Origin of the sequence: Sphingobacterium sp. LZ7M1, assembly GCF_024296865.1 — a bacterium.
GTDB lineage: Bacteria > Bacteroidota > Bacteroidia > Sphingobacteriales > Sphingobacteriaceae > Sphingobacterium.
Genome location: NZ_CP101134.1, coordinates 3915231 through 3939815 on the forward strand (window position 1 = coordinate 3915231; position 24585 = coordinate 3939815).

At 39.9% G+C, this 24585-nt stretch carries 22 protein-coding genes and 1 riboswitch; of the genes, 9 read left to right on the top strand and 13 right to left on the bottom strand.

Annotated features, from left to right (window positions below; translation table 11 throughout):
• Positions 1 to 14: 14 nt before the first annotated feature.
• The gene (locus NMK93_RS16830; protein WP_185213959.1) at positions 15 to 461 is read right to left on the bottom strand and encodes a MarR family winged helix-turn-helix transcriptional regulator; all 447 of its coding nucleotides are present in this window, start codon (positions 459 to 461) and stop codon (positions 15 to 17) included.
• A gap of 268 nt (positions 462 to 729) precedes the next feature.
• Here NMK93_RS16830 and NMK93_RS16835 point away from each other — a divergent pair, with 268 nt between their 5' ends.
• Positions 730 to 1692: an isopenicillin N synthase family oxygenase gene (locus NMK93_RS16835; protein WP_185213958.1), complete on the top strand. Its 963-nt coding sequence runs from the start codon at positions 730 to 732 to the stop codon at positions 1690 to 1692.
• Between the two features lie 112 nt (positions 1693 to 1804).
• Here NMK93_RS16835 and NMK93_RS16840 read toward each other — a convergent pair whose 3' ends face one another.
• On the bottom strand, positions 1805 to 2572 hold the full coding sequence (locus tag NMK93_RS16840; protein WP_254529062.1) for a porin family protein: 768 nt from the start codon (positions 2570 to 2572) through the stop codon (positions 1805 to 1807).
• Entirely contained in the window at positions 2572 to 3702 is a 1131-nt protein-coding gene (locus tag NMK93_RS16845) for a PCMD domain-containing protein (protein ID WP_254529061.1), read from the bottom strand. The genes NMK93_RS16840 and NMK93_RS16845 overlap by 1 nt, the downstream gene beginning before the upstream one ends.
• A 240-nt stretch (positions 3703 to 3942) precedes the next feature.
• Here NMK93_RS16845 and NMK93_RS16850 point away from each other — a divergent pair, with 240 nt between their 5' ends.
• The 3 genes from NMK93_RS16850 to NMK93_RS16860 are packed head-to-tail and all read left to right on the top strand — an operon-like array spanning position 3943 to position 5967.
• On the top strand, positions 3943 to 4185 hold the full coding sequence (locus NMK93_RS16850) for a hypothetical protein (RefSeq protein ID WP_254529060.1): 243 nt from the start codon (positions 3943 to 3945) through the stop codon (positions 4183 to 4185).
• A gap of 35 nt (positions 4186 to 4220) precedes the next feature.
• The gene (locus tag NMK93_RS16855; RefSeq protein WP_185213954.1) at positions 4221 to 5291 is read left to right on the top strand and encodes a sensor histidine kinase; all 1071 of its coding nucleotides are present in this window, start codon (positions 4221 to 4223) and stop codon (positions 5289 to 5291) included.
• On the top strand, positions 5284 to 5967 hold the full coding sequence (locus NMK93_RS16860) for a LytTR family DNA-binding domain-containing protein (protein ID WP_254529059.1): 684 nt from the start codon (positions 5284 to 5286) through the stop codon (positions 5965 to 5967). Before NMK93_RS16855 ends, NMK93_RS16860 begins: the two co-directional genes overlap by 8 nt.
• Here the strand turns inward: NMK93_RS16860 and NMK93_RS16865 are convergent.
• Both NMK93_RS16865 and dnaK read right to left on the bottom strand, forming a co-directional pair.
• Entirely contained in the window at positions 5964 to 6320 is a 357-nt protein-coding gene (locus NMK93_RS16865; RefSeq protein ID WP_254529058.1) for an MmcQ/YjbR family DNA-binding protein, read from the bottom strand. The genes NMK93_RS16860 and NMK93_RS16865 overlap by 4 nt on opposite strands.
• A 168-nt stretch (positions 6321 to 6488) precedes the next feature.
• Positions 6489 to 8408: a molecular chaperone DnaK gene (dnaK, locus tag NMK93_RS16870; RefSeq protein ID WP_254529057.1), complete on the bottom strand. Its 1920-nt coding sequence runs from the start codon at positions 8406 to 8408 to the stop codon at positions 6489 to 6491.
• Between the two features lie 192 nt (positions 8409 to 8600).
• Here dnaK and NMK93_RS16875 point away from each other — a divergent pair, with 192 nt between their 5' ends.
• Positions 8601 to 9158, top strand: coding sequence for a thioredoxin family protein (locus NMK93_RS16875; RefSeq protein ID WP_254529055.1), 558 nt, complete (start codon positions 8601 to 8603; stop codon positions 9156 to 9158).
• A gap of 52 nt (positions 9159 to 9210) precedes the next feature.
• Here the strand turns inward: NMK93_RS16875 and NMK93_RS16880 are convergent, their stop codons facing one another.
• The 3 genes from NMK93_RS16880 to NMK93_RS16890 form a co-directional block, all read right to left on the bottom strand.
• The gene (locus NMK93_RS16880) at positions 9211 to 9897 is read right to left on the bottom strand and encodes a TIGR02117 family protein (RefSeq protein ID WP_254529053.1); all 687 of its coding nucleotides are present in this window, start codon (positions 9895 to 9897) and stop codon (positions 9211 to 9213) included.
• A gap of 90 nt (positions 9898 to 9987) precedes the next feature.
• On the bottom strand, positions 9988 to 10899 hold the full coding sequence (locus NMK93_RS16885; protein WP_185213949.1) for a sugar phosphate nucleotidyltransferase: 912 nt from the start codon (positions 10897 to 10899) through the stop codon (positions 9988 to 9990).
• Positions 10900 to 10955: 56 nt separating this feature from the next.
• Complete coding sequence (locus NMK93_RS16890; protein WP_254529051.1) at positions 10956 to 12503, bottom strand: helicase HerA-like domain-containing protein; 1548 nt, start codon at positions 12501 to 12503, stop codon at positions 10956 to 10958.
• Between the two features lie 207 nt (positions 12504 to 12710).
• Here NMK93_RS16890 and NMK93_RS16895 point away from each other — a divergent pair, with 207 nt between their 5' ends.
• The 3 genes from NMK93_RS16895 (at position 12711) to NMK93_RS16905 (ending at position 15465) form a co-directional block, all read left to right on the top strand.
• The gene (locus NMK93_RS16895; RefSeq protein WP_237219504.1) at positions 12711 to 13055 is read left to right on the top strand and encodes a hypothetical protein; all 345 of its coding nucleotides are present in this window, start codon (positions 12711 to 12713) and stop codon (positions 13053 to 13055) included.
• 109 nt (positions 13056 to 13164) lie between these two features.
• Entirely contained in the window at positions 13165 to 14745 is a 1581-nt protein-coding gene (locus NMK93_RS16900) for a SulP family inorganic anion transporter (RefSeq protein WP_185213947.1), read from the top strand.
• A gap of 72 nt (positions 14746 to 14817) precedes the next feature.
• Positions 14818 to 15465, top strand: a complete 648-nt coding sequence (locus NMK93_RS16905; RefSeq protein WP_185213946.1) for a carbonic anhydrase — start codon at positions 14818 to 14820, stop codon at positions 15463 to 15465.
• An 84-nt stretch (positions 15466 to 15549) separates the two neighbouring features.
• On the opposite strand, the gene NMK93_RS16910 is transcribed toward NMK93_RS16905, so the two are convergent.
• A complete protein-coding gene (locus NMK93_RS16910; protein WP_254529049.1) occupies positions 15550 to 16824 on the bottom strand; it encodes an FAD-dependent oxidoreductase in 1275 nt (424 codons plus the stop codon).
• Between the two features lie 93 nt (positions 16825 to 16917).
• Here NMK93_RS16910 and NMK93_RS16915 point away from each other — a divergent pair, with 93 nt between their 5' ends.
• Positions 16918 to 18588 carry a glutamine--tRNA ligase/YqeY domain fusion protein gene (locus NMK93_RS16915; protein WP_185217333.1) on the top strand — a complete coding sequence of 557 codons (1671 nt, stop codon included), beginning with the start codon at positions 16918 to 16920 and terminating at the stop codon, positions 18586 to 18588.
• Between the two features lie 65 nt (positions 18589 to 18653).
• On the opposite strand, the gene NMK93_RS16920 is transcribed toward NMK93_RS16915, so the two are convergent.
• The 4 genes from NMK93_RS16920 to NMK93_RS16935 form a co-directional block, all read right to left on the bottom strand.
• Positions 18654 to 21662, bottom strand: coding sequence for a DUF2723 domain-containing protein (locus tag NMK93_RS16920; RefSeq protein ID WP_254529047.1), 3009 nt, complete (start codon positions 21660 to 21662; stop codon positions 18654 to 18656).
• A 331-nt stretch (positions 21663 to 21993) separates the two neighbouring features.
• The gene (locus tag NMK93_RS16925) at positions 21994 to 22950 is read right to left on the bottom strand and encodes a methylenetetrahydrofolate reductase (RefSeq protein ID WP_254529045.1); all 957 of its coding nucleotides are present in this window, start codon (positions 22948 to 22950) and stop codon (positions 21994 to 21996) included.
• A gap of 47 nt (positions 22951 to 22997) precedes the next feature.
• Positions 22998 to 23098: riboswitch (SAM riboswitch) on the bottom strand.
• A 180-nt stretch (positions 23099 to 23278) separates the two neighbouring features.
• Positions 23279 to 23806 (bottom strand): ribosome maturation factor RimM, encoded by a 528-nt coding sequence (gene rimM, locus NMK93_RS16930; RefSeq protein WP_185213941.1) that lies wholly within the window; start codon positions 23804 to 23806, stop codon positions 23279 to 23281.
• Positions 23807 to 23940: 134 nt separating this feature from the next.
• Positions 23941 to 24477, bottom strand: a complete 537-nt coding sequence (locus NMK93_RS16935; RefSeq protein WP_185213940.1) for a 30S ribosomal protein S16 — start codon at positions 24475 to 24477, stop codon at positions 23941 to 23943.
• Between the last annotated feature and the right edge of the window lie 108 nt (positions 24478 to 24585).

A 24585-nucleotide genomic window follows, 5' to 3' on the forward strand; every position in this document is an offset into this window, starting at 1 on the left:
TATTTTCTAATTTCCTATGGTTCAATTTGTATTACTGGAGAGTAGTTTGTGGCTACTTCATTTATTTTCTTTAAAAACTTGACAAGGGTAGCTTTTTCCTTTTCGGAGAAAGAAGTGTTTAAATGTTCGTTGAACTCCCGAACTACGTCCTTGGCTACCTTCCTCTTCTCTTGTCCCAGCTCTGTGAGGTATACCTTTACAGAACGTTTGTCGGTATCACTGGTCTCTCTATAGATAAAGCCCAGAGACTCCAAATTGTTTAGTACGCGAGATAAGGAGGTGGTCTTGACACCGGTAGAATTTGCGATCTGAGACACTGGCGTACCTTCCTTATGGATATTGATCAATATATATCCAGCAGCTTGAGTAAAACCATGCTGAGAGGCGATTACATTGTACTTGTTGGCAACTGTTTGCCATGCCGTCTTTAAAAAATAGTCGATGGTATTGTCTTGGCTCATATTCGGGTTTTCTAACATTTATTATGCAAGCATAACAAATTTAAATTTTACAATTGATAAATCAAACTGTTTTGTGATTTTTTAATAAATACTTGACACAAATAGATTATTAAAATTCATATTCGGGAATCTGGAACTAAAAATGAGAAATGTTGATAACTTTTAAAAACTGTAACTCAAGGTATTACAAATATTACAAAATAGGTTATAAACACTTTTTACTCTTCAATATTATTATTACATTAACTTTGCATCAAACAAAACAGACATGGCATTAGTAAATATTCCAAGATTAGACTTGACGCACTATACTGAGGGCAGTGCTGAACAACGCGAACAATTTGTGGCGGATATTGGCAAGGCATTCAACGAAACGGGATTCGTCACCATCGCCAACCATGGCCTTTCACACGAACTGATCGATGAGCTATATAAAGTGGTCAAGGAATTCTTTGACCAACCTTCGGAAATCAAGGACAAATATGAATTCCCTGAACTGGCAGGACAGCGTGGATATACTTCCAAAGGGAAGGAAAAAGCGAAGGACTCTAAAACGCCAGACTTGAAGGAATTTTGGCAAAGAGGACAGACCATCGTAGGTGAGGAATATTCGAAAGTGGATTTTCCAGATAACCCAGAGGTGAACGAACTACCTAGATTCAATGCTGTAACAGCAGAAATCTATAAAAAACTGGAGGATGCTGGCCGTAATTTGCTAAAAGCCATTGCAACTTATTTGGAACTACCTGAAGATTACTTTGAAAAATTCGTGATCAATGGTAACTCTATTTTACGTGCCATCCATTACTTCCCAATCGAAAACCCTGATGCTATTCCAGCGGACGCTGTGCGTGCAGGAGCTCATGAGGACATCAACCTGATTACCTTATTGATCGGTGCTAGCGCAGATGGATTAGAGGTGTTGACCAAAGATGGAGAATGGTTTGCTATCAAGGCTAAAGGTGAGGACATTGTTGTAAATGTGGGTGATATGTTGCAAAGATTGACCAACAACAAATTAAAATCGACTACCCACCGTGTCGTAAACCCTCCTAGAGAACTGATGAAGACATCAAGATATTCGGTTCCTTTCTTCTTGCATCCTAAATCAAGCATGAGCTTGGCTTCATTGGATTCATGTATCGATGCAGAACATCCAAAAGCTTACGAAGATTATACCGCCGGCGAATATTTGGATGAACGATTGAGAGAGATTGGGCTTAAAATGTAAGGAAAGATATGAGTATTGAGATATGAGTATTGAGATATTAGAAATGGTCATACCTAAAAAGAGTTGACCGTTTTCTATCTCAAATCTCATATCTCATATCTATTAATCTCTTCTAAAAAACCCTCACACCTACACCAATATTCATAAAGATATTGTGCATATTGAAACTGATGCTTTCAAAGCCAGTTTTCATGATGCTATTGAAACCGTAATCAAATTGGGCAGTAGCATAGTAGCGTTTTGCGAAGTCATATTTTCCTGCTACGCTCATTCCAACATCTACTTTTCTGATCTGGCTTTTGAAATCATAAGCGGCATCTACGATCCCTACCTTTTCTCCTGTTGGTTCTTCATCCCGGATATAGCCATCTGTTGCCATACCGTAGAATTTACGTTGTACAGCCATGGAAACATAAGGTCCGGCCTGAAGGCTCCAGCTTGGATTTAATTGATAGGTCGCCATGACAGGAATGGTAAAGTAAAGATTCTCTACATTGGTGGTGATATCACCGTAATAATAGCCCCTAACATTTTGTGACGGATCTTCATCAGCATTAAAAGATGTTTTATATCCTTTTACCGAGGCTTCAGTCTTCATCCCTTTACCTTCAAAGATCAGTCCTGAGCGAACGCCCCATTTGTCATCGATGCCATAGGCCACTTTAACCCCTACGAAAAAAGGCAAAGCTGGTTTGAAACCATTGATCTTGCGAATTTCTACGGGCAATCCCAACGGAGAAGCTCCACCGATCTTAGTCCCTACTTCAGCATCTACTCTAAATTTCCCTTGTTCTAAAGCCTGTGCGTTTAGGTTCAAGGCAAAAAACAAACCAAATACACTCAAAAGAGCGTATTTTATCTCGATTTTAATTAATCTCATTATCTTACGTTGATTTTCACTTCATCTACAATTAACTTACTTCCAATAGCACCTTGGAATATTGCTCCATTCTTGCTGGAAGAAAGCACTACGGCAATGCTATAACGGTACGCGTCGGCATCTAACTGGCTATATTCTTTCTTGAATACAAATGGCAGATCGAACTTCACTAAGCCATCTCCTTTTGTTGCAGAAGTTTCCTTCAATTGAGCAAGGGCTATGATATGCGGGCTATTCAACACATCTTTGTCGTTCAGCCAGGTTCTTCCTGCATCCTCTTTATCGTTTGCTGTAGCTTGCATCAACGCAACGCGATCAAATAATACAGCATAGATGTCACATTCATCCGTAACATTGACTTCTTTACCATTCATATCGATTACCTTTTTACCGGGTTCATATTTATAATAACCGGTCATGGAAACAGGGATTTTATTGAATGGGAGGCCAAAACGTGTTTGGATGTCTATGATACTTTTGGTAAACATAGAACCAATGAACAGATTACCAGCCGCAATAGGCTTCTTCACCAAAGAACCTAAGAAACCAGTGGATTTAGTCTCCAGGTAAGCTGCATATTTTCCTGATTTCACCAATTTTGGATCATCGGTAGCTTGGGTTGGATAAGCTTTTTCGGTAGGATTAGAACCGGCTGTCAAGGCAAAGCCCGAGTTTCCGGAAGCCCATAGCTCTTGCTGAACGCCCTCTACCTCTTCATAGAAATAGATCCAGTTTTTCTTCTCGTCATGTTTGAACAGTTCGAAATCAAACATTTCAGGAACGGAGGACTCCAATAAAGTCACGGAATATTGTTTTTTGTACTGTCCATCTTCAGAAGTGACCTCATAAAATACAGGGGCAGAAAAATCTTGGACCGAACCTGAGGCAGGAACCGAAGTTGCTCCAGGCGTTAAGTCAAAATCAAGGGCGAATTCTTTCAAATCCACTTTCCCGGGTTTGACATAGATAACAACGTTTCTGTTGTTGATGATAGGTTTGACATTAATCAAACTATCGGCGATGGAGACTTGTGTGATATCAGCTTCCATGTTTTTCGCCTCGTCTTTAATACAGCTAGAAATAAAGAACACGACCCCCAAAAGGGCCCAAATAAATTTTGATTGCGGCATGTTTTTAACTTACTTATAGTAGATATTCAAATGGGTAGATCTCCAAATGATTGGCAAAGATAGAATTATTTGACCCGTTTCGATTATTTCTGCCAATCATATTCTCTTTTGATTCAGCTTTTTTACATTAAAAACATGATTCATCATTTCCTTCCATAGGTTCATCACAAAAATTTAGGGGCCATCAAATTCTTCAATATTATTGTGTCAGGAATAAACAAAGGCAGAAAATTGAAAGTTATGATGTTTTATTATCTAATCCGATTCTTGACCAGCATATTCGAAACGAACTACCAAAACCAGTTGCAAGATCAACTCCTACATCCCATTGAATCATACTTCAACTTGCAGGAGGAGTATCCACATGGAACCATTCATCTCATTGATCACTTTCAGGAAACCTTGATGAACCAGGATCCCGATTTTCTAGGCTTTCCGATTCTTCCCTTCAATTATCCTCAAGAAAAATCCGCTTTAGGCTAATACTATTTTCTTTTTTATAATTTTATAACTCGATTATGAATTTAAGCAGCACTAGATCAAACCATAAAATGACCTTCAGGAGATTCATTACTGAATTCCTCTTCATTATCGGCATGTCATTGATTTTCTTTGTGATTTCCATGTCCATACACCGACATTTGGCCATTTTATTCCTCTATGCTCCTTTTGGCTACCTGCTATATGCCTTAAATAACTTTTCGCTATTGGAGCTATTGGTCAAAAAGAAGATCACCAAAGTGGAGTACATCTTGATCAGCATATTGAGTGCAATCCTTATTTTTATCCCTTTCCTGATCCTTGTCCAACTTATACATGGACGATATAGTGACAAAATCATATTTGTAGGCGCCTTATTTGCTTCTGTTGTGATCTTGGCGACCTACTTTTACTTTTTCAGGTACCGAGCTGACAAAAAGACCATCGACTTCTTGAGAAAAGACTTGGGCAAGACCGCAGCGGAATATAAACTGATGCAATCTCAGGTAAATCCGCACTTTCTGTTCAATGTCATGAACAGCATCTATGGAATTGCCCTGCAGGAGAATGCAAGCCGCACTGCAGATTCGGTTCAACGGCTGAGCCAAATGATGCGTTTCCTGATCTTTGAAAACCAACAGGATCAAATCCCTCTTTCCAGAGATTTAAGTTACCTAAAAGAATATATCGCTATTCAGAGCTTAAGGACTGAGAGTGTTCCTAACGTCAAGATTGAACATGAAATCATAGATAGCTTGGACAGCTTGTACATTGCACCGATGCTCCTGATTCCCTTTGTTGAAAATGCTTTCAAACATGGCATCAGTATGAGCAAACCTTCCTGGATCAAGGTGAATGCAGATGTGGTCGATGGACAGTTGAAATTTTCCGTTTACAACAGCATTCACAAAAGCACCGGAACCGACCTGGAAAGAACGAAATCAGGAATCGGGCTGGAAAATGTAAGGTCTAGGCTGGACCTGACCTACCCTGACCGCTATATGCTGGTTATGGAACAAAACCAACAGGAGTATTTTGTTTTTCTGACCATTGACCTCGATGAAGTCCCTCATTCGGAGATAGCATCCAAAATGAACGAAAATGATTAAAGCCATTGCCATAGATGATGAACCGATAGCACTGGATATCATCAGGAGATACGCCGAACAAATTCCTTATCTAAATCTGGAAAAACAGTTCCTGAATGGTCTTGAGGCAAAGGAATATCTACAACATAATGAGGTTCAATTGATGTTCTTAGATGTGCGAATGCCAGACATCAATGGAATTGACTTATTCAAGGGCCTGGAAGAAAAACCACTCGTGATTTTCTCTACCGCCTATTCTGAATATGCCCTATCTGGTTTTGAACTGGAGGCATTGGATTATCTCCTAAAACCCTACACTTTTGACCGCTTTGAAAAGGCAGTGATTAGGGCTAAGGAATTATTGGAACTAAAAGGTGTGATAGACAACAACCCAAGCTTATTTGTGAAGGACGGGTATCAAATGATAAAGATTGATTTGAAAGAGGTCTTGGCCCTTCAAGCCGTTGGCAATTATATTCGGTTCATTCTAGAAGGCCGTGAGGTATTGGCAAGGATGACCATCAAAGAATTTCTATCGGAGTGGGCAGATGATTCTTTTTTGCAGGTCCATCGTTCCTATATTATCAACTCGAACAAAATCAGTAAGCTAGACAGACATTCTATCTGGATAGAGGATATGGAAATTCCCATTGGCGGAAGCTATTTAGAAGAGGTAAAGGAAAAGTTTAAACTTTAAGATAGTTTCTCACGTTCCTTCTTCGGTAAGCCTTGAACAATCAGCTCATAACTATGGTCTATTAACTCAAAGAGTTTTTGGTCGTTCAACTGCCTGTTAGCATGTACCGTATTCCAATGCTTTTTGTTCATATGGTAACCAGGCAAGACAGTATGTTCATATTTCTCCCTTAATTCAACGGCATACTCAGGATCACATTTCACATTAAAAGAAAGTTGGTCCACCTGGTCTAATCCTACCAGAAGAAAGACTTTCCCCAATACCTTAAACACTAAAGTATCTGGACCAAATGGTGTCTCCTCTGTACTTTCCTTTTTTGCGATGCAATAATCCCGAAGTTCTTCGATGTTCATGAGTTGTAGTATTTAGTATTTAGTATTTAGATAAACAAAATAATGATTTATATCCATAATTAAACAGCCCCAAGGTCTAAATACTAAATACTCATTACTAAATACTAAAAAAGGAGTTGCCCATTTCCAGGCAACTCCTTTTCAATATAAGGGGGTAAACTTAATGTTTTATTTAACCTCTTCGAAATCTACGTCTTGCACGTCATCAGCGCCACCACCTTGGTTTCCGCCATTGTTTGCTTGACCAGCATCACCTTGAGCTTGTTGTTGACCGGCTCCTTGTTGCGATGCAACGTACATTTCTTCAGATGCAGCACTCCATGCAGCATTCAATTCAGTAGATGCAGTCTCTATATCTGCGAAGTTTTTGTCAGCATGTGCTTTTTTCAACTTCTCTAGACCAGATTCGATAGGACCTTTTTTATCTGCAGAGATTTTATCGCCATATTCATTCAATTGTTTTTCAGTTGAGAAGATCAAGGCATCAGCAGAGTTCAATTTATCTACTTCCTCTTTTACTTTTTTATCAGCTTCTGCATTGGCTTCAGCTTCTTGTTTCATTTTCTTAACCTCTTCGTCAGATAGACCTGAAGAAGCTTCGATACGGATGTTTTGCTCTTTACCTGTAGCTTTGTCGATTGCTGACACTTTGATAATACCGTTAGCATCGATATCAAATACTACTTCAATTTGAGGGATTCCACGAGGTGCAGGAGGAATGTCTGTCAATTGGAAACGTCCTAACGTACGGTTCTGAGCAGCCATTGGTCTCTCACCTTGTAATACATGGATCTCAACAGATGGTTGATTATCCGAAGCGGTAGAGAAAACTTCCGATTTACGCGTAGGGATAGTTGTGTTGGCCTCAATTAATTTGGTCATTACACCACCCATGGTTTCAATACCTAAAGAAAGTGGAGTTACGTCTAATAACAACACATCTTTTACTTCCCCTGTCAATACACCACCTTGGATTGCAGCACCTAATGCTACTACCTCATCAGGGTTAACACCTTTTGAAGGCTCTTTTCCGAAGAATTTCTTAACAGCATCCTGGATTGCTGGGATACGAGTTGAACCACCTACAAGGATTACTTCGTCGATATCTGAAGTACTGAATCCTGCATTTTTCAATGCTGTACGGCAAGGCTCGATAGTACGTTCGATAAGTGGACCTACTAAGCTTTCGAATTTAGCACGTGATAAAGAACGAACTAAGTGCTTAGGACCAGATCCATCTGCAGTGATATATGGTAAGTTGATCTCTGTAGAAGTTGTGCTTGACAACTCGATTTTCGCTTTCTCAGCAGCATCTTTCAAACGTTGCAATGCCATTGGGTCTTTTCTCAAGTCCAATCCACCGTTTTCGTCTGCAAACTCGTCAGCTAACCAGTTAATGATAGCGTTATCAAAGTCATCACCACCTAAGTGCGTATCACCATCAGTAGATTTTACTTCAAACACACCGTCACCTAATTCCAATACTGAAACGTCATGAGTACCACCACCACAGTCAAAAACTACGATTTTCATGTCTTTGTCTGCTTTCTCAAGACCATATGCTAATGCTGCTGCAGTAGGTTCGTTGATGATACGTTCTACTTTCAAGCCTGCGATTTCACCAGCTTCTTTCGTTGCCTGACGTTGTGCGTCATTAAAATAAGCAGGTACGGTAATTACGGCACGAGTTACTTCTTGTCCTAAGTAATCTTCTGCAGTTTTCTTCATTTTTTGAAGGATCATTGCTGAGATTTCTTGAGGAGTATATTTACGGTCGCCAATCTCCACACGTGGTGTATCATTGTCGCCTTTTACTACTTTATAAGGAACTTTGTCGATTTCGCCTTTTGCCTCATTGTATGTAACCCCCATAAAACGCTTGATCGAGTAGATCGTGTTCTGTGGATTAGTGATGGCTTGACGTTTTGCTGGATCTCCAACCTTGCGTTCCCCGCCTGCTACGAATGCAACAACAGAAGGTGTAGTACGCTTTCCTTCGTTATTTGCAATAACTACCGGCTCATTACCTTCCATAACGGCTACACATGAGTTGGTAGTTCCTAAGTCGATTCCTATAATTTTTGACATATCTTGTTGTGTTTTCTTTAATGTTTAATGATTACTTATTCTCTATTAACAACGCTTATGCCAAACAGTTTTATCTGACTTTGTCATTCCAAAGTCGGAAAAATCTGCAAGGAATTGTCATTTGAGCGTGACATTCTGTCATTTTTTCTCAAATATTGGAATAATATGTATTTTTGAAAAAATTAATCCAACATGACTTTTGACGAATACCAGAGTTACTTCGAGGATATCTTAAACAATACCGAAAAACACGAAGCATACTCATCAAACCCTGACTATTTAAGTTACGCTAAACTCAATTGGTCCAGAATGAACAGATGGTTGAAAAAATTTGAACCATCATCAGAAATGAAAGTATGCATTGAAAACATCAAAGATCCTCAACACTGGATCTTAATCACAGAACCTTGGTGTGGGGATGCAGGGCACTCCGTTGCTCAGATCTATAAAATCGTAAAGGACAATCCTTTTATCGATCTTGATATTCAACTTCGCGACACTGAACCTTTTTTAATCGACGATTACTTGACCAATGGTGGAAAATCAATCCCGAAATTGATCATCCGTAATGATGTAGGACATGATAAAGTGGTATGGGGACCACGTCCAGATGCACTACAGGAAATCTTCGAAACTGAAAGAGCGGAAGGAAAACCCATGGAGGAAATCAAAGAAAACATCCAAAGATGGTATAACGAAGATAAAGGGGCAGAAATCCAAAAAGAATTGACAAAATTATTATCTGAATAAAAAAAAGCTGCAAATGCAGCTTTTTTTTATTCAGATATATTCCAATATAACCTTAATCCCTATAATGCCTTAAAATCCCCTTATCAAAAACCGTCCAAACTCCAGATGGCATATTTGCGTTTTTCAAAGCAGCATTAGACCAAGTATTACAGGAATAAAACAAACTGTAAGCTCCCTTAGCCTCATAGAATGCATCATCAGGACCATATTGCGCATTCGTCTCAATCAAAATAGGTTTACCATCCTCCCCCATATCCAAGGAATTCAGGATATAACTTTTCAGGACATTATACTGATTGCTATCGATATGAACTTTATAGCAAAGGTCATTTTCTTCCATCCGTTTATAGTAAGTAACATGCAGGGCAGTTTCACCAATACCCAAACCAGCTACCAAAGCAGTCTTTAAGGTCAGGTCCTTCCACTCAGGGGTATTCAGGTAAAAGCCCTTATCACCCCAACCAATAGAAACATATTGTTGATTCAAATCTTTTCCTTTATTGTTTTCAATGGGAAATACCTCTGTCCAGTCCTGTAATTCATTCCGAATGGGAAGCACGATATCGGTATGTACATCATTGGATAGCACATAAACCGTGATATTTTTAGGTTTTCCCTCTTTATCAGGCTTATCGGCAGAAATCCTTGACAAGACAGAATCTGCCGCAAAGTATAGACCTGCAAACACGATTAATCCAATAAACACATAGAGAAGGGCCATCATAACTTTCTTCATCATAGATCGATTAAAGAAATAAAGATATCAATATTGTGGAAAAACAAATGGCAGGACTATGCCTGCCATTCGATATATTTTTAAAACTTGGTATTAAAATAATTTCTGAGGGTATTCTCCATCAGCTACCAATTTTGAGATACTTTCCTGTACGATTGGTTTATCTTCCATATAAGTAACACCAAACCATTTCGAAGAAGTTGGAATTACTTTAAAGTCAGCCTGTCCTTTTTTTACCATGTAGTCAGGAACAGAAGGGATAAAGAATTCTGATTTAGGATTATCACCATTTTCTTCAACAAACTTAGGGAACATCTCCATCGCCACTTCAAAGATTTTAGGAGTAAAGCCCCAGAAGTTCATCGATACACGTGCATCCGCTGGCAATTCATTTTTTACTCCGTTCTCTTCAAAGACGATTTTCTTGTCGCCTTCAGCGTTATCATAATAGATGTTCGTTCTTTCCGTAACGGAAGCCATATGGCCTTCAGGAGTCACCTCACATACACCACGAGAAACATAGCCATAGTCCGACATGGTATTGCCCAATGCAAATCCCATCAAAGACATGTGCTTATCATCCGCCTCATTGCTTAGGAAATCAGCCATTTTCTTAAAGGCATCATAACCATAAAAATCATCAGCATTGATTACACAGAAAGGTCCATCAACTTCATCCTTCGCACTCATCACAGCATGAGCTGTACCCCAAGGTTTAGCACGTTCAATATCTTTATCGATTCCGAATTTCCTCAAGTTAAAATCTTGAAAAGCATAAGCTACCTCGATCTTACCTGCAAGCTTGGCGTCAAATTTTTCACGCATCACGGCTTCAAATTCTTCACGGATAATGAAAACTACTTTTCCAAAACCGGCACGGATCGCATCAAAAATGGAATAATCAATAATTGTTTCCCCATGTGGACCAAAACCATCCACTTGTTTTAATGAACCATAACGGCTAGCCATTCCCGCTGCTAGAACCACCAAAGTTGGTTTTCCCATAATGTAATTTTTTGTTTAGTACTCGATTTTCGTTTGCAAATATAATGTTTTAAATATTATCTCTTTTTGAAGATAGAGTTTAGGATGCCATTGGCAATCTTCCCTAATAATTTCGCGCCCTCTCTCGCCAATGTCCTGCTCGCCTGCGTCTGTGCGGCTTCCAAAGGTGTTTGTCTCCTAGATCCAGAAGACCTCGTTTTCCCTGCTGCTTTCTCCGCTTCTTTCTGTGCCGCCTCGGCCTCTTTCTTTGCTTCAAAAGACTTCATGCGCTCCTCAATGATTTCCGATGCAGTCTGTCTTTCCACTCGTTCTTGATATTTCGAACGGTAATCCGAATTTTGAACCAATTCCTCATATAACTGAGGGCTACATGGACCCATTATGGCTCTTGCAGGCACTAAATGCGTTGCAACCACCTCTGTCGGAATACCCTTATCATTCAATACAGTTACCAAAGCCTGCCCTGTTCCTAATGAGGTCAAGACCTTATCGATCTCGTAAAACTCCGATGTAGGATAAGTTTTCACCGTTTTCCTTAAGTTATCGGCATCGTTCGGGGTAAATGCTCTTAAAGCATGTTGGACCCTGTTTCCTAATTGTCCTAAAACAGATTCAGGAATATCCGTTGCCGCCTGTGTACAGAAAAACACCCCTACTCCTTTTGAACGGATCAATCGAACGATCTGCTCGATCTGCGTCAAGAAAGCCTTCGATGCTCCATTAAACAATAAGTGTGCCTCATCAAAGAAAAACACCAATTTAGGTTTATCTAAATCCCCAACTTCAGGTAATTTCTTAAATAATTGGGCCAAAAGGCTCAATAAAAATGTGGAAAATAATAAAGGTTGGTCTTGGATATCGGAAATGTTCAATAAGGTAATTACCCCTTTTCCATCCACTTTTCCAAACAGGTCCTGTATATCAAATTCTTTTTCGCCAAAGATATGGGCAAGCCCCTGTTGTTCGATAGCGACAATTTTCCTTAAGATCGTATTGGCACTTGCTGTCGAGATCTTACCATAATCATTCTTGATTTCCTCAGCGCCGGGCCCATCAGAAAGGTAACTCAGCAACTTTTTGAGATCCGGAAAATCGACGATAGGCAACTGCGTATCATCCGCATATTTGAATATAGCACTCAATACCCCAGCTTGGGTATCGTTCAGGTCCAAGATACGGGCCAGTAGCACCGGACCAAAATCCTCGACAGTAACTCGCATTGGAGCACCTAATTTTCCGGAAAGAGAAAACAGTTCTATAGGGAAACTTGCGGGTTCAAAAGGGATCCCAACAGCGTTTCCACGCTCTATCAAGGCATCATTGGTTTTTCCAGGTTCAGCTAATCCCGATAAATCCCCCTTTACATCCAACATGAAAACCGGCACACCGGCATCCGATAGTTGTTCAGCAGTCAACTGCAGGGTCCGGGTTTTACCCGTTCCGGTCGCTCCTGCAATCAGACCATGTCGGTTCATCATCTTTAAAGCGAGGTTTACCTTAGCTGCTGTTACAATCTCACCATCAAGGATACCAGAACCTAATTGTATAAATGGCCCCTTAGGATTATAGGAGGCAGTTATCTTTTCAATAAATTGTTCTTTCATAAGTTATAGCCTTAAAATGCTAATTGAAATAATAAATAAAGATATAATTATTCAAATTAAGATTTTAAACAAAATTATGTTAACGCAATATTAAGAATTCAGATTAAAGAGGCGACTTTTGTAATTTTTTCATAATAAAATTTCAAAAAAGAAACTATTTTAAAATTTAATTTTATTTTTGTTGCAGAAATGATTACTAAGACCCACATGTTTACAAAGGCATATAGAATATTGGCAGCAAAACTTTGCTTCTTTATCTTCTTCACGAAGATGCTGATTTCTATTACCCCTATGTTTGTGGATGTACTGGATAAAGGTACAGTCTTACAAGTAGTCATGCAGCTTGAAATTGAGAACACCGCGAAAGGGACTAACAGCAACAATGAGGACCTGCACGAAACAGGTATCAAGATCTTTAGACCAGGTGACATTGATTTCATGCTTTTCAACCCAACCGTAGAAAATAGCGCTGGTATTAAACACTACCTGAAAAACGAGAAGAGTATCTGTGCCTACCATGCCTCCGTACCCACTCCACCTCCTAATTGTTAATTCAATATCCTAAGGGTATACCCTGTTCTGACCTCATTAGATCGACGTCTTAATAGGAATACTGAATCAAATTATCATTTATTGAATTAAAAATTTAAAACGTAGGTTTATGTTTGGTACACGTACGTCCGCTTTTTTGAAATTATCAAAAAGGGACTTAAAATATGATTTCCCAGCTAGTATTGTAGTATTTTTAGTGGCTTTGCCATTATGTCTGGGAATTGCAATGGCGTCTGGAGCGCCTCTATTTGCCGGTATTTTGACCGGTATCATCGGTGGTATTGTAGTAGCATCGATTTCAGGATCACCCTTATCTGTGAGTGGTCCAGCAGCAGGATTAACAGTTATTGTTTTAGGTGCCATTGAACAATTAGGCGCTTATGAAACCTTTATTTTGGCCGTACTTATTGCAGGTGCCATCCAATTGATCCTCGGGATCATTAAGGCAGGAATGATTGGAAACTACTTTCCATCATCTGTCATATTGGGCATGTTGGCCGCAATCGGTATCACCATTATACTGAAACAGATCCCTTTAGCATTTGGATTATCGGAAACTAATGCATTCGATTTTGAAAATGGTGGCGGAATTACTGCCTTTACAAACACAGTGATCTCAAATGTCAATTGGGGTGCCACCATTATTTGTTTCCTTTCATTGGCCGTATTGATCTTTTGGCCAAATATCAAGAAGTTGAACAAAATCCCTGCACCGCTAATCGTCGTATTATTAGGTGTAGGCTTAGGTTTTGCCTTCCAAGGAACTTCATTCGCATTGAGCCAAGGACATTTTGTGAATATCCCAGTGGTATCCTCATTTGCTGAATTCCAAGGACTTTTCATTTTCCCGGATTTCACCCAGATCTTCAATAAAGAAGTATGGATTGTGGCCTTTACCATTGCGATCATCGCAAGTTTAGAAACCTTGTTGAGTATTGAAGCCGTAGATAAACTGGATCCTTTGAAACGTAATTCACCAACGAACCGCGAGCTGATCGCTCAGGGTATTGGTAATATTACAAGTGGTTTCTTGGGTGGTTTACCGATGACTTCAGTAATCGTACGTTCATCAGCAAATGCGAATGCAGGTGGTAAGACCAGACAATCGTCAATCTTGCATGGTGTTTGGTTATTGTTAGCTTTATTGGCCATCCCTAGTATGATCAACTTGATCCCTTTGGCAGGTTTGGCAGCAATTCTATTGCATACAGGTTATAAACTGGCAAAACCAGCCTTGTTCAAGCAAATGTTGGTAAAAGGGTTGGATCAATTTATTCCTTTCGTAGTTACGGTTGTTGCTGTAGTGTTCACCGATCTATTGACCGGTGTAGGAATTGGTATCTTGGTGGCGACTTTCTATATCCTGCGTGCAAACATGCACAATGCATACCACCTGAACATCAAATCAACAGATCATTCAGAGAACGAAACAGCTGTCATCACTTTGGCAGAAGAGGTAACTTTCTTGAACAAAGCACCGATTCAACAAAAACTTTACAATCTTCCGAAGAGTGTAAAATCCATCATCATTGATGGTCAAAAAAGTAAGTTTATTGACAAGGATGTCATCGATGTCATTAAGGATTTCGAGCAAAATGCCATTAGCAAAGGCCTGGAAATTGAGCTGAACGATGTTACGTACAAAAGAAACGGCATCGCCAAAAAACAAAAACTTAAAAAAGTAGTTTAATTAATTTAAAATAATTGCAGAAACTTGTAAGGTCTTTCATTAGACCTTACAAATAAATAAAATCACATAATAATGGGACAAAAAGAATTAGAAACAGGATTTACTCAGATTTTAGAAGGAAACAAAGACTGGATGGACTTCGTAGCGAAAGATACATCAGGCAGATTTCAACAACTTTCTAAAGGCCAAAGTCCAGAAATCTTATGGATTGGATGCGCTGATAGTCGTGTTCCTGCGAATGAATTGACGGGAAAGAAACCCGGTGAAGTATTTGTACACCGTAATATCGCCAATATGTGTGTCCATTCAGACATGAGTATGTTAGCAGTATTAGACTATGCGGTCAATGTATTGAAAGTAAAACATATCATCGTTGCTGGCCATTATGGCTGTGGTGGTGTTGCCGCTTCATTGAGTTCTCAACAATACGGCATCATCGACAACTGGTTGTGCCATATCAAAGATGTTTACCGTTTGCACGCTGCGGAGATTGATTCTATTGAAGATCAAGAAGAAAAAGCAAACAAACTGGTAGAATTGAACGTAAAGGAGCAAGTATTCAACTTGACCTCTACCTCTATCGTCCAAAATGCATGGAAGAATGGTGCCGATTTAGCAATCCATGGAATGGTGATCAATATCGGAACCGGTCAATTGATCAACTTGGATACCACCTTTACCAATAATGAAGGTATGGGAACTGTTTTCGCATATGTATAAAATGCCCCTAGGACTATTACCATAGATTAGAAAAAGCCCTTCAACAAATTGTTGAAGGGCCTTTTTTATATATCAATATCTTCCCTATTTGACAAAGCTTCCATCTAAATTGATGGCTTTTGCAAATGAACTGGAAAAAAGATCGGCCACGACAGCAAATTGATCCCTAGTCACTTTATTCTCTGGAGAAAACTCCCCCTCAAACTTCAATTTGGTTTTCCAATCCTTGGCGATCTGTCTATCTACTTCATCTCCCTTAAAGGCAATGAATTTGATCATGCCCAATAAATCTTTCCACGTCATCTCATCCTCACGGTAATTATCCAAAAACCATAACTGACTACGGGTATAAATATCATTTAGGACAGCTTTGACATCCTTAAATTTGACGATTTGGTCACCATCAAAGATGTATTTCCCCTCGACTTCCTTTCCCAAAAAGAAACCAGTCAAATAACATTTTTGGATGGCAGCAAAATGAGGGTCTTTAACTTCCACATCCTGGTACGGGATCAATCTGGCCTTGAAAGCCAAAAGCTCTGCTTGTAGCTTACGGATATCGATTTTCTTGCTATCGGTCTTGAAGAAAGCTGTATAGCCTGCTGTAGCACCAATGGCCTGCCCAAAGGAAGATCTGAATCCAATGTTATCCGGCGATTTAGCCATGGATCTCAATCGCCCGATATCAAACAGGTTTTCTTTTTCAAAGTCCAACAAATCTTTCAGGAAGACCACAGAGGAAGCCCTATCCAATTCTCCTACGGCCAAACTGGTCCTGCTGATTGCCAGCCCCATATCCTTGGCTTTAGTATATCCACCTTGCAATGCCGAATCCAATTTAAGACCAGATGCCTTAACCAGGCCTGCATCTTCACTGGCATCTACCACCGACAGCACTTCAAATTTCTGTCTATTGGAAAGGATAATTTCCCAATTTCTTTTATTTCGGGTTACTTTAGATATGCTCTGTTCCTTAATGACGGTCAGGTTTGGCAATTCACGCATATACTTGTCAATGGCATTCCTTGCCAATTGTGGATTAAAATCCTTTTTGACCACCTGAGCCAAGGAATCATCGCGGGTCTTGCTGATTGCCATTTCCATCAGTATGCCCATCCATATTCCACCATCCAAGTTTTTGTTGCCTTCAATCTGAAGGACTTCGGAAGTGATTTCCTCTGCCAAAATCGGCCTGTCCATCAGCATGACGGTCGGAACATTCGATCTGGCAGCCTGTATTGCAGCAGACAGGGCAGTAATGTCCGATCCATAAACGAACATCTTTGGTTTTGCCTTTTTTTGCGCACAAACCAGACAAGGAAATAGCAAACAAAGAAAGGTTAGGACTCTCAAATTCATAGTTCCATAATTTTAAATCGAAAATAAGCAAAATCAAACAAGTATTCGTTATGCTATTATCCATTATATCGTTGAAATAGCTAACTTTGCTACATGGTAGAAGAAGAAAAATCATTGAATTTTATTGAAGAGATTATCGAAGAGGATCTTCGTAATGGGAAAAATGATGGGCGTGTATTGACCCGTTTCCCTCCTGAGCCAAACGGCTATCTTCATATTGGGCATGCTAAGTCAATCTGTCTAAATTTTTCTTTAGCGCAGAAGTACAATGGCAAAACAAACCTACGTTTCGACGACACCAACCCTGTAACAGAGGATGTGGAATACGTAGATAGCATCAAAAAAGATATTCAATGGTTAGGATTCCAGTGGGCCGAGGAATTATACACCTCAGATTATTTTGATACACTTTACGACTTTGCAGTCGAATTGATCAAAAAGGAATTGGCTTATGTAGACGACAGCACTTCAGAAGAAATCGCTGCATCTAAGGGAACTCCGACCGTTCCAGGGACTCCGACCGTATACCGCAGCCGCTCTATCGAAGAAAACCTAAAACTTTTCGAAGAGATGCGCGATGGTAAATATAAAGATGGCGAAAAAGTATTGCGTGCCAAGGTAGACTTGGCGAGTCCTAATATGCATATGCGCGATCCGATCATTTATCGTATCAAACATGCACACCACCACCGTACCGGTGACAAATGGTGCATCTATCCAATGTATGATTTTGCTCATGGACAATCTGATTCCATCGAAAAGATAACCCACTCGGTATGTACTTTGGAATTTATTCCGCACCGCCCATTATACGATTGGTTGATCAACAGTTTAGAGATCTTCCCATCTAAACAATATGAGTTTGCTCGTTTAAACCTGAACTACACGGTGATGAGTAAGCGTAAATTGCTTCAATTGGTTAACGAAAAGTTCGTTGAAGGTTGGGACGATCCAAGGATGCCTACCATTTCAGGTCTACGTAGACGTGGATATACCCCTGAAAGTATCCGTAATTTCTGCGAACGCATCGGTATCCAAAAGCGTGAAAACATGATCGATGTCAGCCTATTGGAATTCTGTATCCGTGAGGACCTGAACAAAACAGCTTGGCGCAGAATGGCTGTATTGGATCCAATTAAATTAATCATCACAAATTATCCTGATGGAAAGGTTGAAGAACTACATGGCGAAAACAACCCAGAAGTTGAAGGTGGAGAAGGAAGCAGGGTTATCCCATTTTCTAAAGAACTATGGATCGAGCGTGACGACTTTATGGAAGATGCACCTAAGAAATTCTTTAGATTAGGTCCTGGTCTTTCCGTACGCTTGAAACACGGATATATCGTAACCTGTACTGATTTCAAAAAAGATGAAAACGGTAATATTACGGAAGTGTACTGTGAATATGTTCCTAATTCAAAATCTGGCGAGGATACATCAGGCATGAAGGTAAAAGGAACCATTCACTGGGTTTCTGTACCACATGCCAAAGAAGTGGAAGTACGTCTTTATGACCGTCTGTTCCAAGATGAGAATCCTGCTGCTGCCGAAGACTTCAAAGCATCTATCAATCCAAATAGCCTACAGATCATTGAAAAAGCCTATGCTGAACCTGATCTGGCAAATGCTGAGCTTGGAAAAGGATATCAATTTATTCGCTTAGGTTATTTTAACCTAGATAGCAAGAATACAACTGAAGATAAACTTGTCTTCAACAGAACAGTAACATTGAAAGACTCTTGGGCTAAAGAGTCTAAAAAATAATTTGGTTTTAAGCCATAAAAAAAGGACAAGTAAATTACTTGTCCTTTTTTTATGGCTCGATAGTTTTACAACCAAACGGCCTTATATTTCTTGTCAAGTCGGGAAGCTTCAGCCATCAACTGTTCATCTCCCAATTCTTTCAAGATCGGAACATACTGGTCTAAAGCCGCCAATCCCAACTGTATGGAAATGGAATCATAACCCCTATTTGCCTTTTGAAAGATTGCCAATTGATAGTCCAAATTTTCCTTAATGGCCTCCAATTGCCTACCCGCCAAAATCTTTGCTCTATCGACTTCCTTTACCTTCAGCAAGGTATCCACAAGTACAGTATTGTAGTAGGTCTGTCGCATGCTTTTGGTCTCCTTCGGTTGAAAATCATAGGCTTGCAAGGCCAATTCCCTTGCCTCCTTCAACTTTCCTTGATTAACCAAGGCTTGCATTCCATCTGTATAGATATTAGGGTAGATCCATCCCTCATAGTATTGGTTGGAATCAACATCGAAATGCTCCAACCTATTGATATTGGACCATTCAAATTTATGAATGGCATTGTCGTAAATCTTATCTGCATTGATCAGTCCGTTGCCCTTTGAAGATTGCCCCATATCTACAGGCATCAGCTTGCTGACCAAGCCCTCTGAGGCAAGGTATTTATCCATGCCCATGGAGATTGCCGGCGCACTTAATGAGACAAAGTAAATTGGCCTTTCCCAATTGTTGTTGACCAAGATGGACATCAAACTAAGATCTGCTCGGGTAACCAGATTTTCCTTGAGCTCCCATTGCATATGCTCTGGGATAAACTGCTGCCATTCCGCTGGAATATTGGCATTTTTCAGGGCCTTCTCCTTATCTATTTTAAGTTGGAGCTTTTTCGTCGGCATCACATTTACAAAATTACCATCACTGGTTTCAAGTTTGTTCCTATTATCGTCCGAAAGCATCACGTCCAGCAATTGATCTATATCTGTATAGCCTTCTATTCCTAGGTCAACCACCTGAATCACATCCCGAACTCCCTTTTTAACTTTATTAAAGTCGAATGCAATCGGCAAAGCTTTGGATTGATTGACATCCTCCATCGCCTGCTTTACATACCAATCCGAGCCAAGGTAGCCATAATTCAACACCCTGACATCTGTCCTGATCCCCTCTACTTCCTGTAGATACCATAATGGGAAAGTATCATTATCAGCATAGGTGAACAATATGGCATTGGGCTCACAGGAGTTCAAGGTATTCAAGGCCACTTCCCTGGTCATATGACGACCAGAACGGTCATGGTCATCCCAATTCTCCTTGACCAACAATACAGGGCCAGCAAGCATAGCAAAAGCAACTGAAGTATAGGTAATTGCTTTCACCGAAAGTTTGCTCCTTTTTTGCATAAATTCGATCAAACCCAGAACACCTAAACCGATCCAAATAGCAAATACATAAAACGAACCTGCATAGGAATAATCACGCTCACGTGGTTGCAGCGGTGTTTGATTTAAATAGAGCACAATAGCTAAGCCTGTAAAGAAGAACAACAGACCAACAATGCTGGCGTCCCTTAGACTTCGCTTTGCTTGCCAGATCAAGCCAGCAATCCCGAGCAGTAGTGGAAGGAAGAAGTAGGTATTCCTACTTGGATCTTCTTTCATACGATCAGAAATGGCATCCATTCCCGGCAAACGCAGTTCATCCAAAAAATTAATCCCTGAGATCCAATTCCCAGCGGTCAATTCCCCTTGACTAGGTGTATCATTCTGCCTGCCCACGAAATTCCACATGAAATAACGGGAATACATATGTCCTACCTGATAATTGAAAAAGAACTTCATATTATCCAAAAAGGTTGGATCTTCCCCATCTTTCAGATTCAAGTATTGTTTATAGAATTCAGCATGCTTTTGGCTGTACAACCTTGGAAACAATACTTCCTTGTCGTATTTATAGCCTTTGACATTTTCAAATTGCTCATATTGCTCGGTATCCTTTCTATAACCTACGGATTCATTAACATCCGTTATTTTTGAATTGAAGGTCGGTCCCTTGAACAAAGGCTCAGATTGATATTGTTCCCTGCTCAAATAGCCCAAAAAGGAATATGCATTATCAGGATCATTATTGTTCAGTGTAATATTCGTTTGGGCACGGATTATTATCATGCTAAAGGAGGTGAACCCGAAAAAGACCAAACAAGTACCTAAAATCAAGAGATTTAAGATAGGCTTGTTCTTTCTGATCGAATACATAATTCCGAAAACCGCTGCTGAAACTAAGAGCAGGACAAACAGAACAATGCCTGAACCAAATGGCATCCCTAATGAATTAACGAAGAAGAGATCAAATCCTGCTGCTATCTTTACGGAATATTGGATCACTCCCCAAAGAATAAAGGCTAAGGCGAGAACTCCCCAAGCAAAGGATTTTACTGCACCTTTCCAGGTCACGTGATTTGACTTCCTGAAATAGATCAGGAGTGCTAAGGCAGGAATCGTCAATAAATTCAACAGATGAACTCCGATGGACAGTCCCATCACATAGGCAATCAGCAATAGCCATTTATTGGAATCCGGTTCATCTGCCCTCCTCTCCCACTTCAACGCCAACCAAAATACAATGGCCGTACAAAGTGATGACATGGCATAGACCTCTGACTCCACAGCAGAATACCAAAAAGAATCTGTAAAGGCATATGCCAAAGCCCCTACCGCTCCAGCAGCGAAAATCTGCATATTTTGAAGGCTATTCCCTTCTGACTTTCCTAAAAGCAGTTTTCTTGCCAAGGCTGTAATCGTCCAAAACAAAAACATAATGGTCAAGGCTGAACAAAATGCCGAACCTAAATTCATCCAAAGTGCAACATGTTCCTTATTTCCAAAAGCAAGGTTTGAAAACAGGTTCTGCAACAAGAGAAACAAGGGTGCCCCAGGTTGATGAACAATTTCTAGCTTATCTGATGCTGCAATAAACTCACCGGTATCCCACCAACTGATGGATTGATCCACAGTGAATGCATACAATACAAACGCAATAACTGCACATAGCCAGCCGAGAAGATTGTTGATTTTGCTATAGTTCATTATAGTAGGTAATAAATGTGATTTAAATTTAGCAAAGAATTATCTCCCACATTTGTGATTAACATTATTTAACATGGAATACGCCTGCTCTCCTTCTTCCAAAAAGGCCTTATCATTGCTGGATTTTCAGGAGCTTTATTTGGATTTGTTTTACCCACATTCCGAAAACTCGCAAAATGAATAAAATTTTATCCAAGGCATTCTCGAAGCTGTCTCGAAGCTGTCTCGAATGAGACCGCTATATTGGTTAAAAAACTCTCCTGATGATAAACGACAAAAGGCGAATGAAATCATTCGCCCTTTGTTCTTATTTTAGAGTTAGTCAATTTAATTACACTAATTTTTCAACGATATTTTTAGTAGGTCCAGGATTACTCATGGTGTAGAAATGCAGTACCGGAACTCCAAAGTCTATTAATTCCTTACATTGCTGTACTAGCCATTCTTCGCCAACTCGCCTAACATCCGCATTGGTTTTACAGGATTCCACGGCATCACTCAGGTCCTCTGGAATATCTAAGTGGAAAATCCGAGGAAGGGTAATCAATTGCTTTTTGGTTGTTAATGGCTTAAGGCCTGGAATAATAGGAACATGAATATCATTTTCCCTACACTTCGTCACAAATTCCTTATATTTTTCTACGTTAAAAAACATTTGGGTAACGATAAATTCAGCTCCCATTTCCACCTTTTTCTTCAACCATTTAAAGTCGGTGTTGAAGTTAGGTGATTCAAAATGTTTCTCGGGGTATCCGGCAACGCCGATACAGAAATTGGTCTTTTCAGAAGAGCCTATATCTTCATGTAGGTAGGAACCTTCGTTCATATCCACCACTTGTTTTAATAGGTCGGTTGCATAAGCATGTCCCCCAGCGGTCGGGATAAAGTCGGCATCACCTTTTCTGGCATCACCTCTCAATACCAATACATTATCGATACCTAAGAAGTTCAGGTCGATAAGTGCGTTTTCTGTTTCTTCTTTGGTGAAACCACCGCAGATCAGATGGGGAACCGCATCAACTTTATATTTACTCATGATGGCAGCACAGATGGCTACCGTACCAGGTCTTTTTCTATAGGACACCCTTTCCAACAATCCGTTAGCATGTTGTTTGTAAAGGTAATCCTCACGGTGGTACGTCACATCGATAAAGGGAGGTTTGAATTCCATCAGTTCATCCATCGTTTGGAAGATACTTTGGATACCCTGCCCCTTAGCAGGAGGTAACAGCTCAAAAGAATATAAGGTCTTGCCTTTCGCGTTCTTGATGTGATCTACGATTTTCATAAAAATATATTAAGGCTTAGAGAGAACACAGTGAACACTGATTCTTTGGCTTATCTTTCCCATTTTGGGGGTAGAATGTAGCACCTTGACTGGTGTCAGGTTGCTAAGGCTTCAGCGGGTCTAGTCCCTCTGCCTTTCTCTATAAGCGAGGGCTAATATCGTCAATAGCAAGGTAATCTCAAAATGTTTCAAGAAAAAACTTTGCGGATGGCATTGAATCAGAAGGAATCAGGGTTGGATGGATGGGACATATAAATGAATGGAAGAAGGTATGATCATAAAAAAATGGGCGTGATTGACACGCCCATTCTCTTTTCAAAATATCTTATTAATCTTCTAGGTACATATCTATCAAACCTTCAGGAAGGTTCAATACGATAATCTTTTCTTCGGGGTCTATACCGACAATGAAATCCTCGTTTAGGGGAAACATGGCGTCTCTGCCATCGATATCTACGGTTGCGATAAATTGCTGTGGCATCTCTTGGACATGGGTAATTTCGCCCAATTCGCCTTCGTCTTCCTCAATGGCGGTATAACCTACTAGATCATGATAGGTAAAATCATCGGGATCACGTTCCGGCATTTTATCATTTGGCAGGTAGATTTGCTTTCTCAATAAAGGTTGGGCTTTGTCAATATGGTCAACATCTTCAAAATTGACATAAGCTGTGCTGTTATTGTGAAACTTGACCTTTTCTACAAAGAATGGCACCAATTTCTTGTCCATCTCCAAGAAAACTACATCCAGATCAAGGTCCATATAGTTATCAAATTCAAAAAACAGTTGCAGTTCACCCTTCAATCCTCGGGTTTTACTGACATAACCGATATAAAAACATTGATCTTTCGTCATATTCACAAATTAATTTCCAAAAGTACGGAATTCTTTTTCTGTTGGGATTTTAGGGATGTAAAAACAAGATAAAATGGGAACAAAAAAGCCGGTTCATAGAATGATCCGGCCATTTTGAATACTTTATGAAGAGATTATCCTTCAGTTTCTTCAGTGTTTTCAGTAGCATCAGCAGCTTCTTCTGCTTCTTCTGTAGCTGTTTCTTCAGCAACAGGAGCGTTTTTAGCAGCGATAGCAGCAGCTCTGTCTTCTTTTTTCTTAGCTTCAGCAGCTAAAGCAGCTTTCTTAGTTTCATCCTTAGATTTCGCTAAGCCTGATTTCTTTCCTTCGATTTGAGCATCTTTACCTTCAGCCCATTTAGTGAAAAGTTCTTCAGCTTTAGCTTCATCAAAAGCTCCTTTTTTCACACCGCCTTGTAAGTGTTTTTTGTATAAAACACCTTTGTAAGAAAGGATAGCGCGAACTGTGTCAGTAGGTTGGGCACCTTTGTTCATCCAGTCTAACGCTTTTTCGAAATCCAAAACGATAGTTGCTGGGTTAGTGTTTGGGTTGTAAGAACCTAAACGCTCGATGAACTTACCATCACGTGGTGAACGGCCGTCTGCTACTACTACGTGGTAAAAAGGTTTTCCTTTTTTACCGTGTCTCTGCAATCTGATTTTAGTTGCCATGTTTTTTCTTTATTTATGTATTCAACATATCCCCCGTTGCTTCATGCAGGAGGGGACGCAAAGATACAAAGTATTATCAATTAATACAATAGAGAATTTAAAGCTGTT

What these genes read in the sequence shown, in the direction of transcription:
- dnaK (WP_254529057.1), bottom strand. Translation starts at nt 8,408, where the DNA reads ATGTCAAAAATTATAGGAATCGACTTAGGAACTACCAACTCATGTGTA.
- NMK93_RS16925 (WP_254529045.1), bottom strand. Translation starts at nt 22,950, where the DNA reads ATGAAAATCGTAGATCACATCAAGAACGCGAAAGGCAAGACCTTATAT.
- NMK93_RS16840 (WP_254529062.1), bottom strand. Translation starts at nt 2,572, where the DNA reads ATGAGATTAATTAAAATCGAGATAAAATACGCTCTTTTGAGTGTATTT.
- NMK93_RS16865 (WP_254529058.1), bottom strand. Translation starts at nt 6,320, where the DNA reads ATGAACATCGAAGAACTTCGGGATTATTGCATCGCAAAAAAGGAAAGT.
- NMK93_RS16835 (WP_185213958.1), top strand. Translation starts at nt 730, where the DNA reads ATGGCATTAGTAAATATTCCAAGATTAGACTTGACGCACTATACTGAG.
- NMK93_RS16910 (WP_254529049.1), bottom strand. Translation starts at nt 16,824, where the DNA reads ATGAATTTGAGAGTCCTAACCTTTCTTTGTTTGCTATTTCCTTGTCTG.
- NMK93_RS16885 (WP_185213949.1), bottom strand. Translation starts at nt 10,899, where the DNA reads ATGGGAAAACCAACTTTGGTGGTTCTAGCAGCGGGAATGGCTAGCCGT.
- NMK93_RS16855 (WP_185213954.1), top strand. Translation starts at nt 4,221, where the DNA reads ATGAATTTAAGCAGCACTAGATCAAACCATAAAATGACCTTCAGGAGA.
- NMK93_RS16895 (WP_237219504.1), top strand. Translation starts at nt 12,711, where the DNA reads ATGTTTACAAAGGCATATAGAATATTGGCAGCAAAACTTTGCTTCTTT.
- NMK93_RS16920 (WP_254529047.1), bottom strand. Translation starts at nt 21,662, where the DNA reads ATGAACTATAGCAAAATCAACAATCTTCTCGGCTGGCTATGTGCAGTT.
- NMK93_RS16880 (WP_254529053.1), bottom strand. Translation starts at nt 9,897, where the DNA reads ATGATGAAGAAAGTTATGATGGCCCTTCTCTATGTGTTTATTGGATTA.
- NMK93_RS16875 (WP_254529055.1), top strand. Translation starts at nt 8,601, where the DNA reads ATGACTTTTGACGAATACCAGAGTTACTTCGAGGATATCTTAAACAAT.
- NMK93_RS16890 (WP_254529051.1), bottom strand. Translation starts at nt 12,503, where the DNA reads ATGAAAGAACAATTTATTGAAAAGATAACTGCCTCCTATAATCCTAAG.
- NMK93_RS16900 (WP_185213947.1), top strand. Translation starts at nt 13,165, where the DNA reads ATGTTTGGTACACGTACGTCCGCTTTTTTGAAATTATCAAAAAGGGAC.
- NMK93_RS16860 (WP_254529059.1), top strand. Translation starts at nt 5,284, where the DNA reads ATGATTAAAGCCATTGCCATAGATGATGAACCGATAGCACTGGATATC.
- NMK93_RS16915 (WP_185217333.1), top strand. Translation starts at nt 16,918, where the DNA reads ATGGTAGAAGAAGAAAAATCATTGAATTTTATTGAAGAGATTATCGAA.
- NMK93_RS16850 (WP_254529060.1), top strand. Translation starts at nt 3,943, where the DNA reads ATGATGTTTTATTATCTAATCCGATTCTTGACCAGCATATTCGAAACG.
- rimM (WP_185213941.1), bottom strand. Translation starts at nt 23,806, where the DNA reads ATGACGAAAGATCAATGTTTTTATATCGGTTATGTCAGTAAAACCCGA.
- NMK93_RS16935 (WP_185213940.1), bottom strand. Translation starts at nt 24,477, where the DNA reads ATGGCAACTAAAATCAGATTGCAGAGACACGGTAAAAAAGGAAAACCT.
- NMK93_RS16905 (WP_185213946.1), top strand. Translation starts at nt 14,818, where the DNA reads ATGGGACAAAAAGAATTAGAAACAGGATTTACTCAGATTTTAGAAGGA.
- NMK93_RS16830 (WP_185213959.1), bottom strand. Translation starts at nt 461, where the DNA reads ATGAGCCAAGACAATACCATCGACTATTTTTTAAAGACGGCATGGCAA.
- NMK93_RS16845 (WP_254529061.1), bottom strand. Translation starts at nt 3,702, where the DNA reads ATGCCGCAATCAAAATTTATTTGGGCCCTTTTGGGGGTCGTGTTCTTT.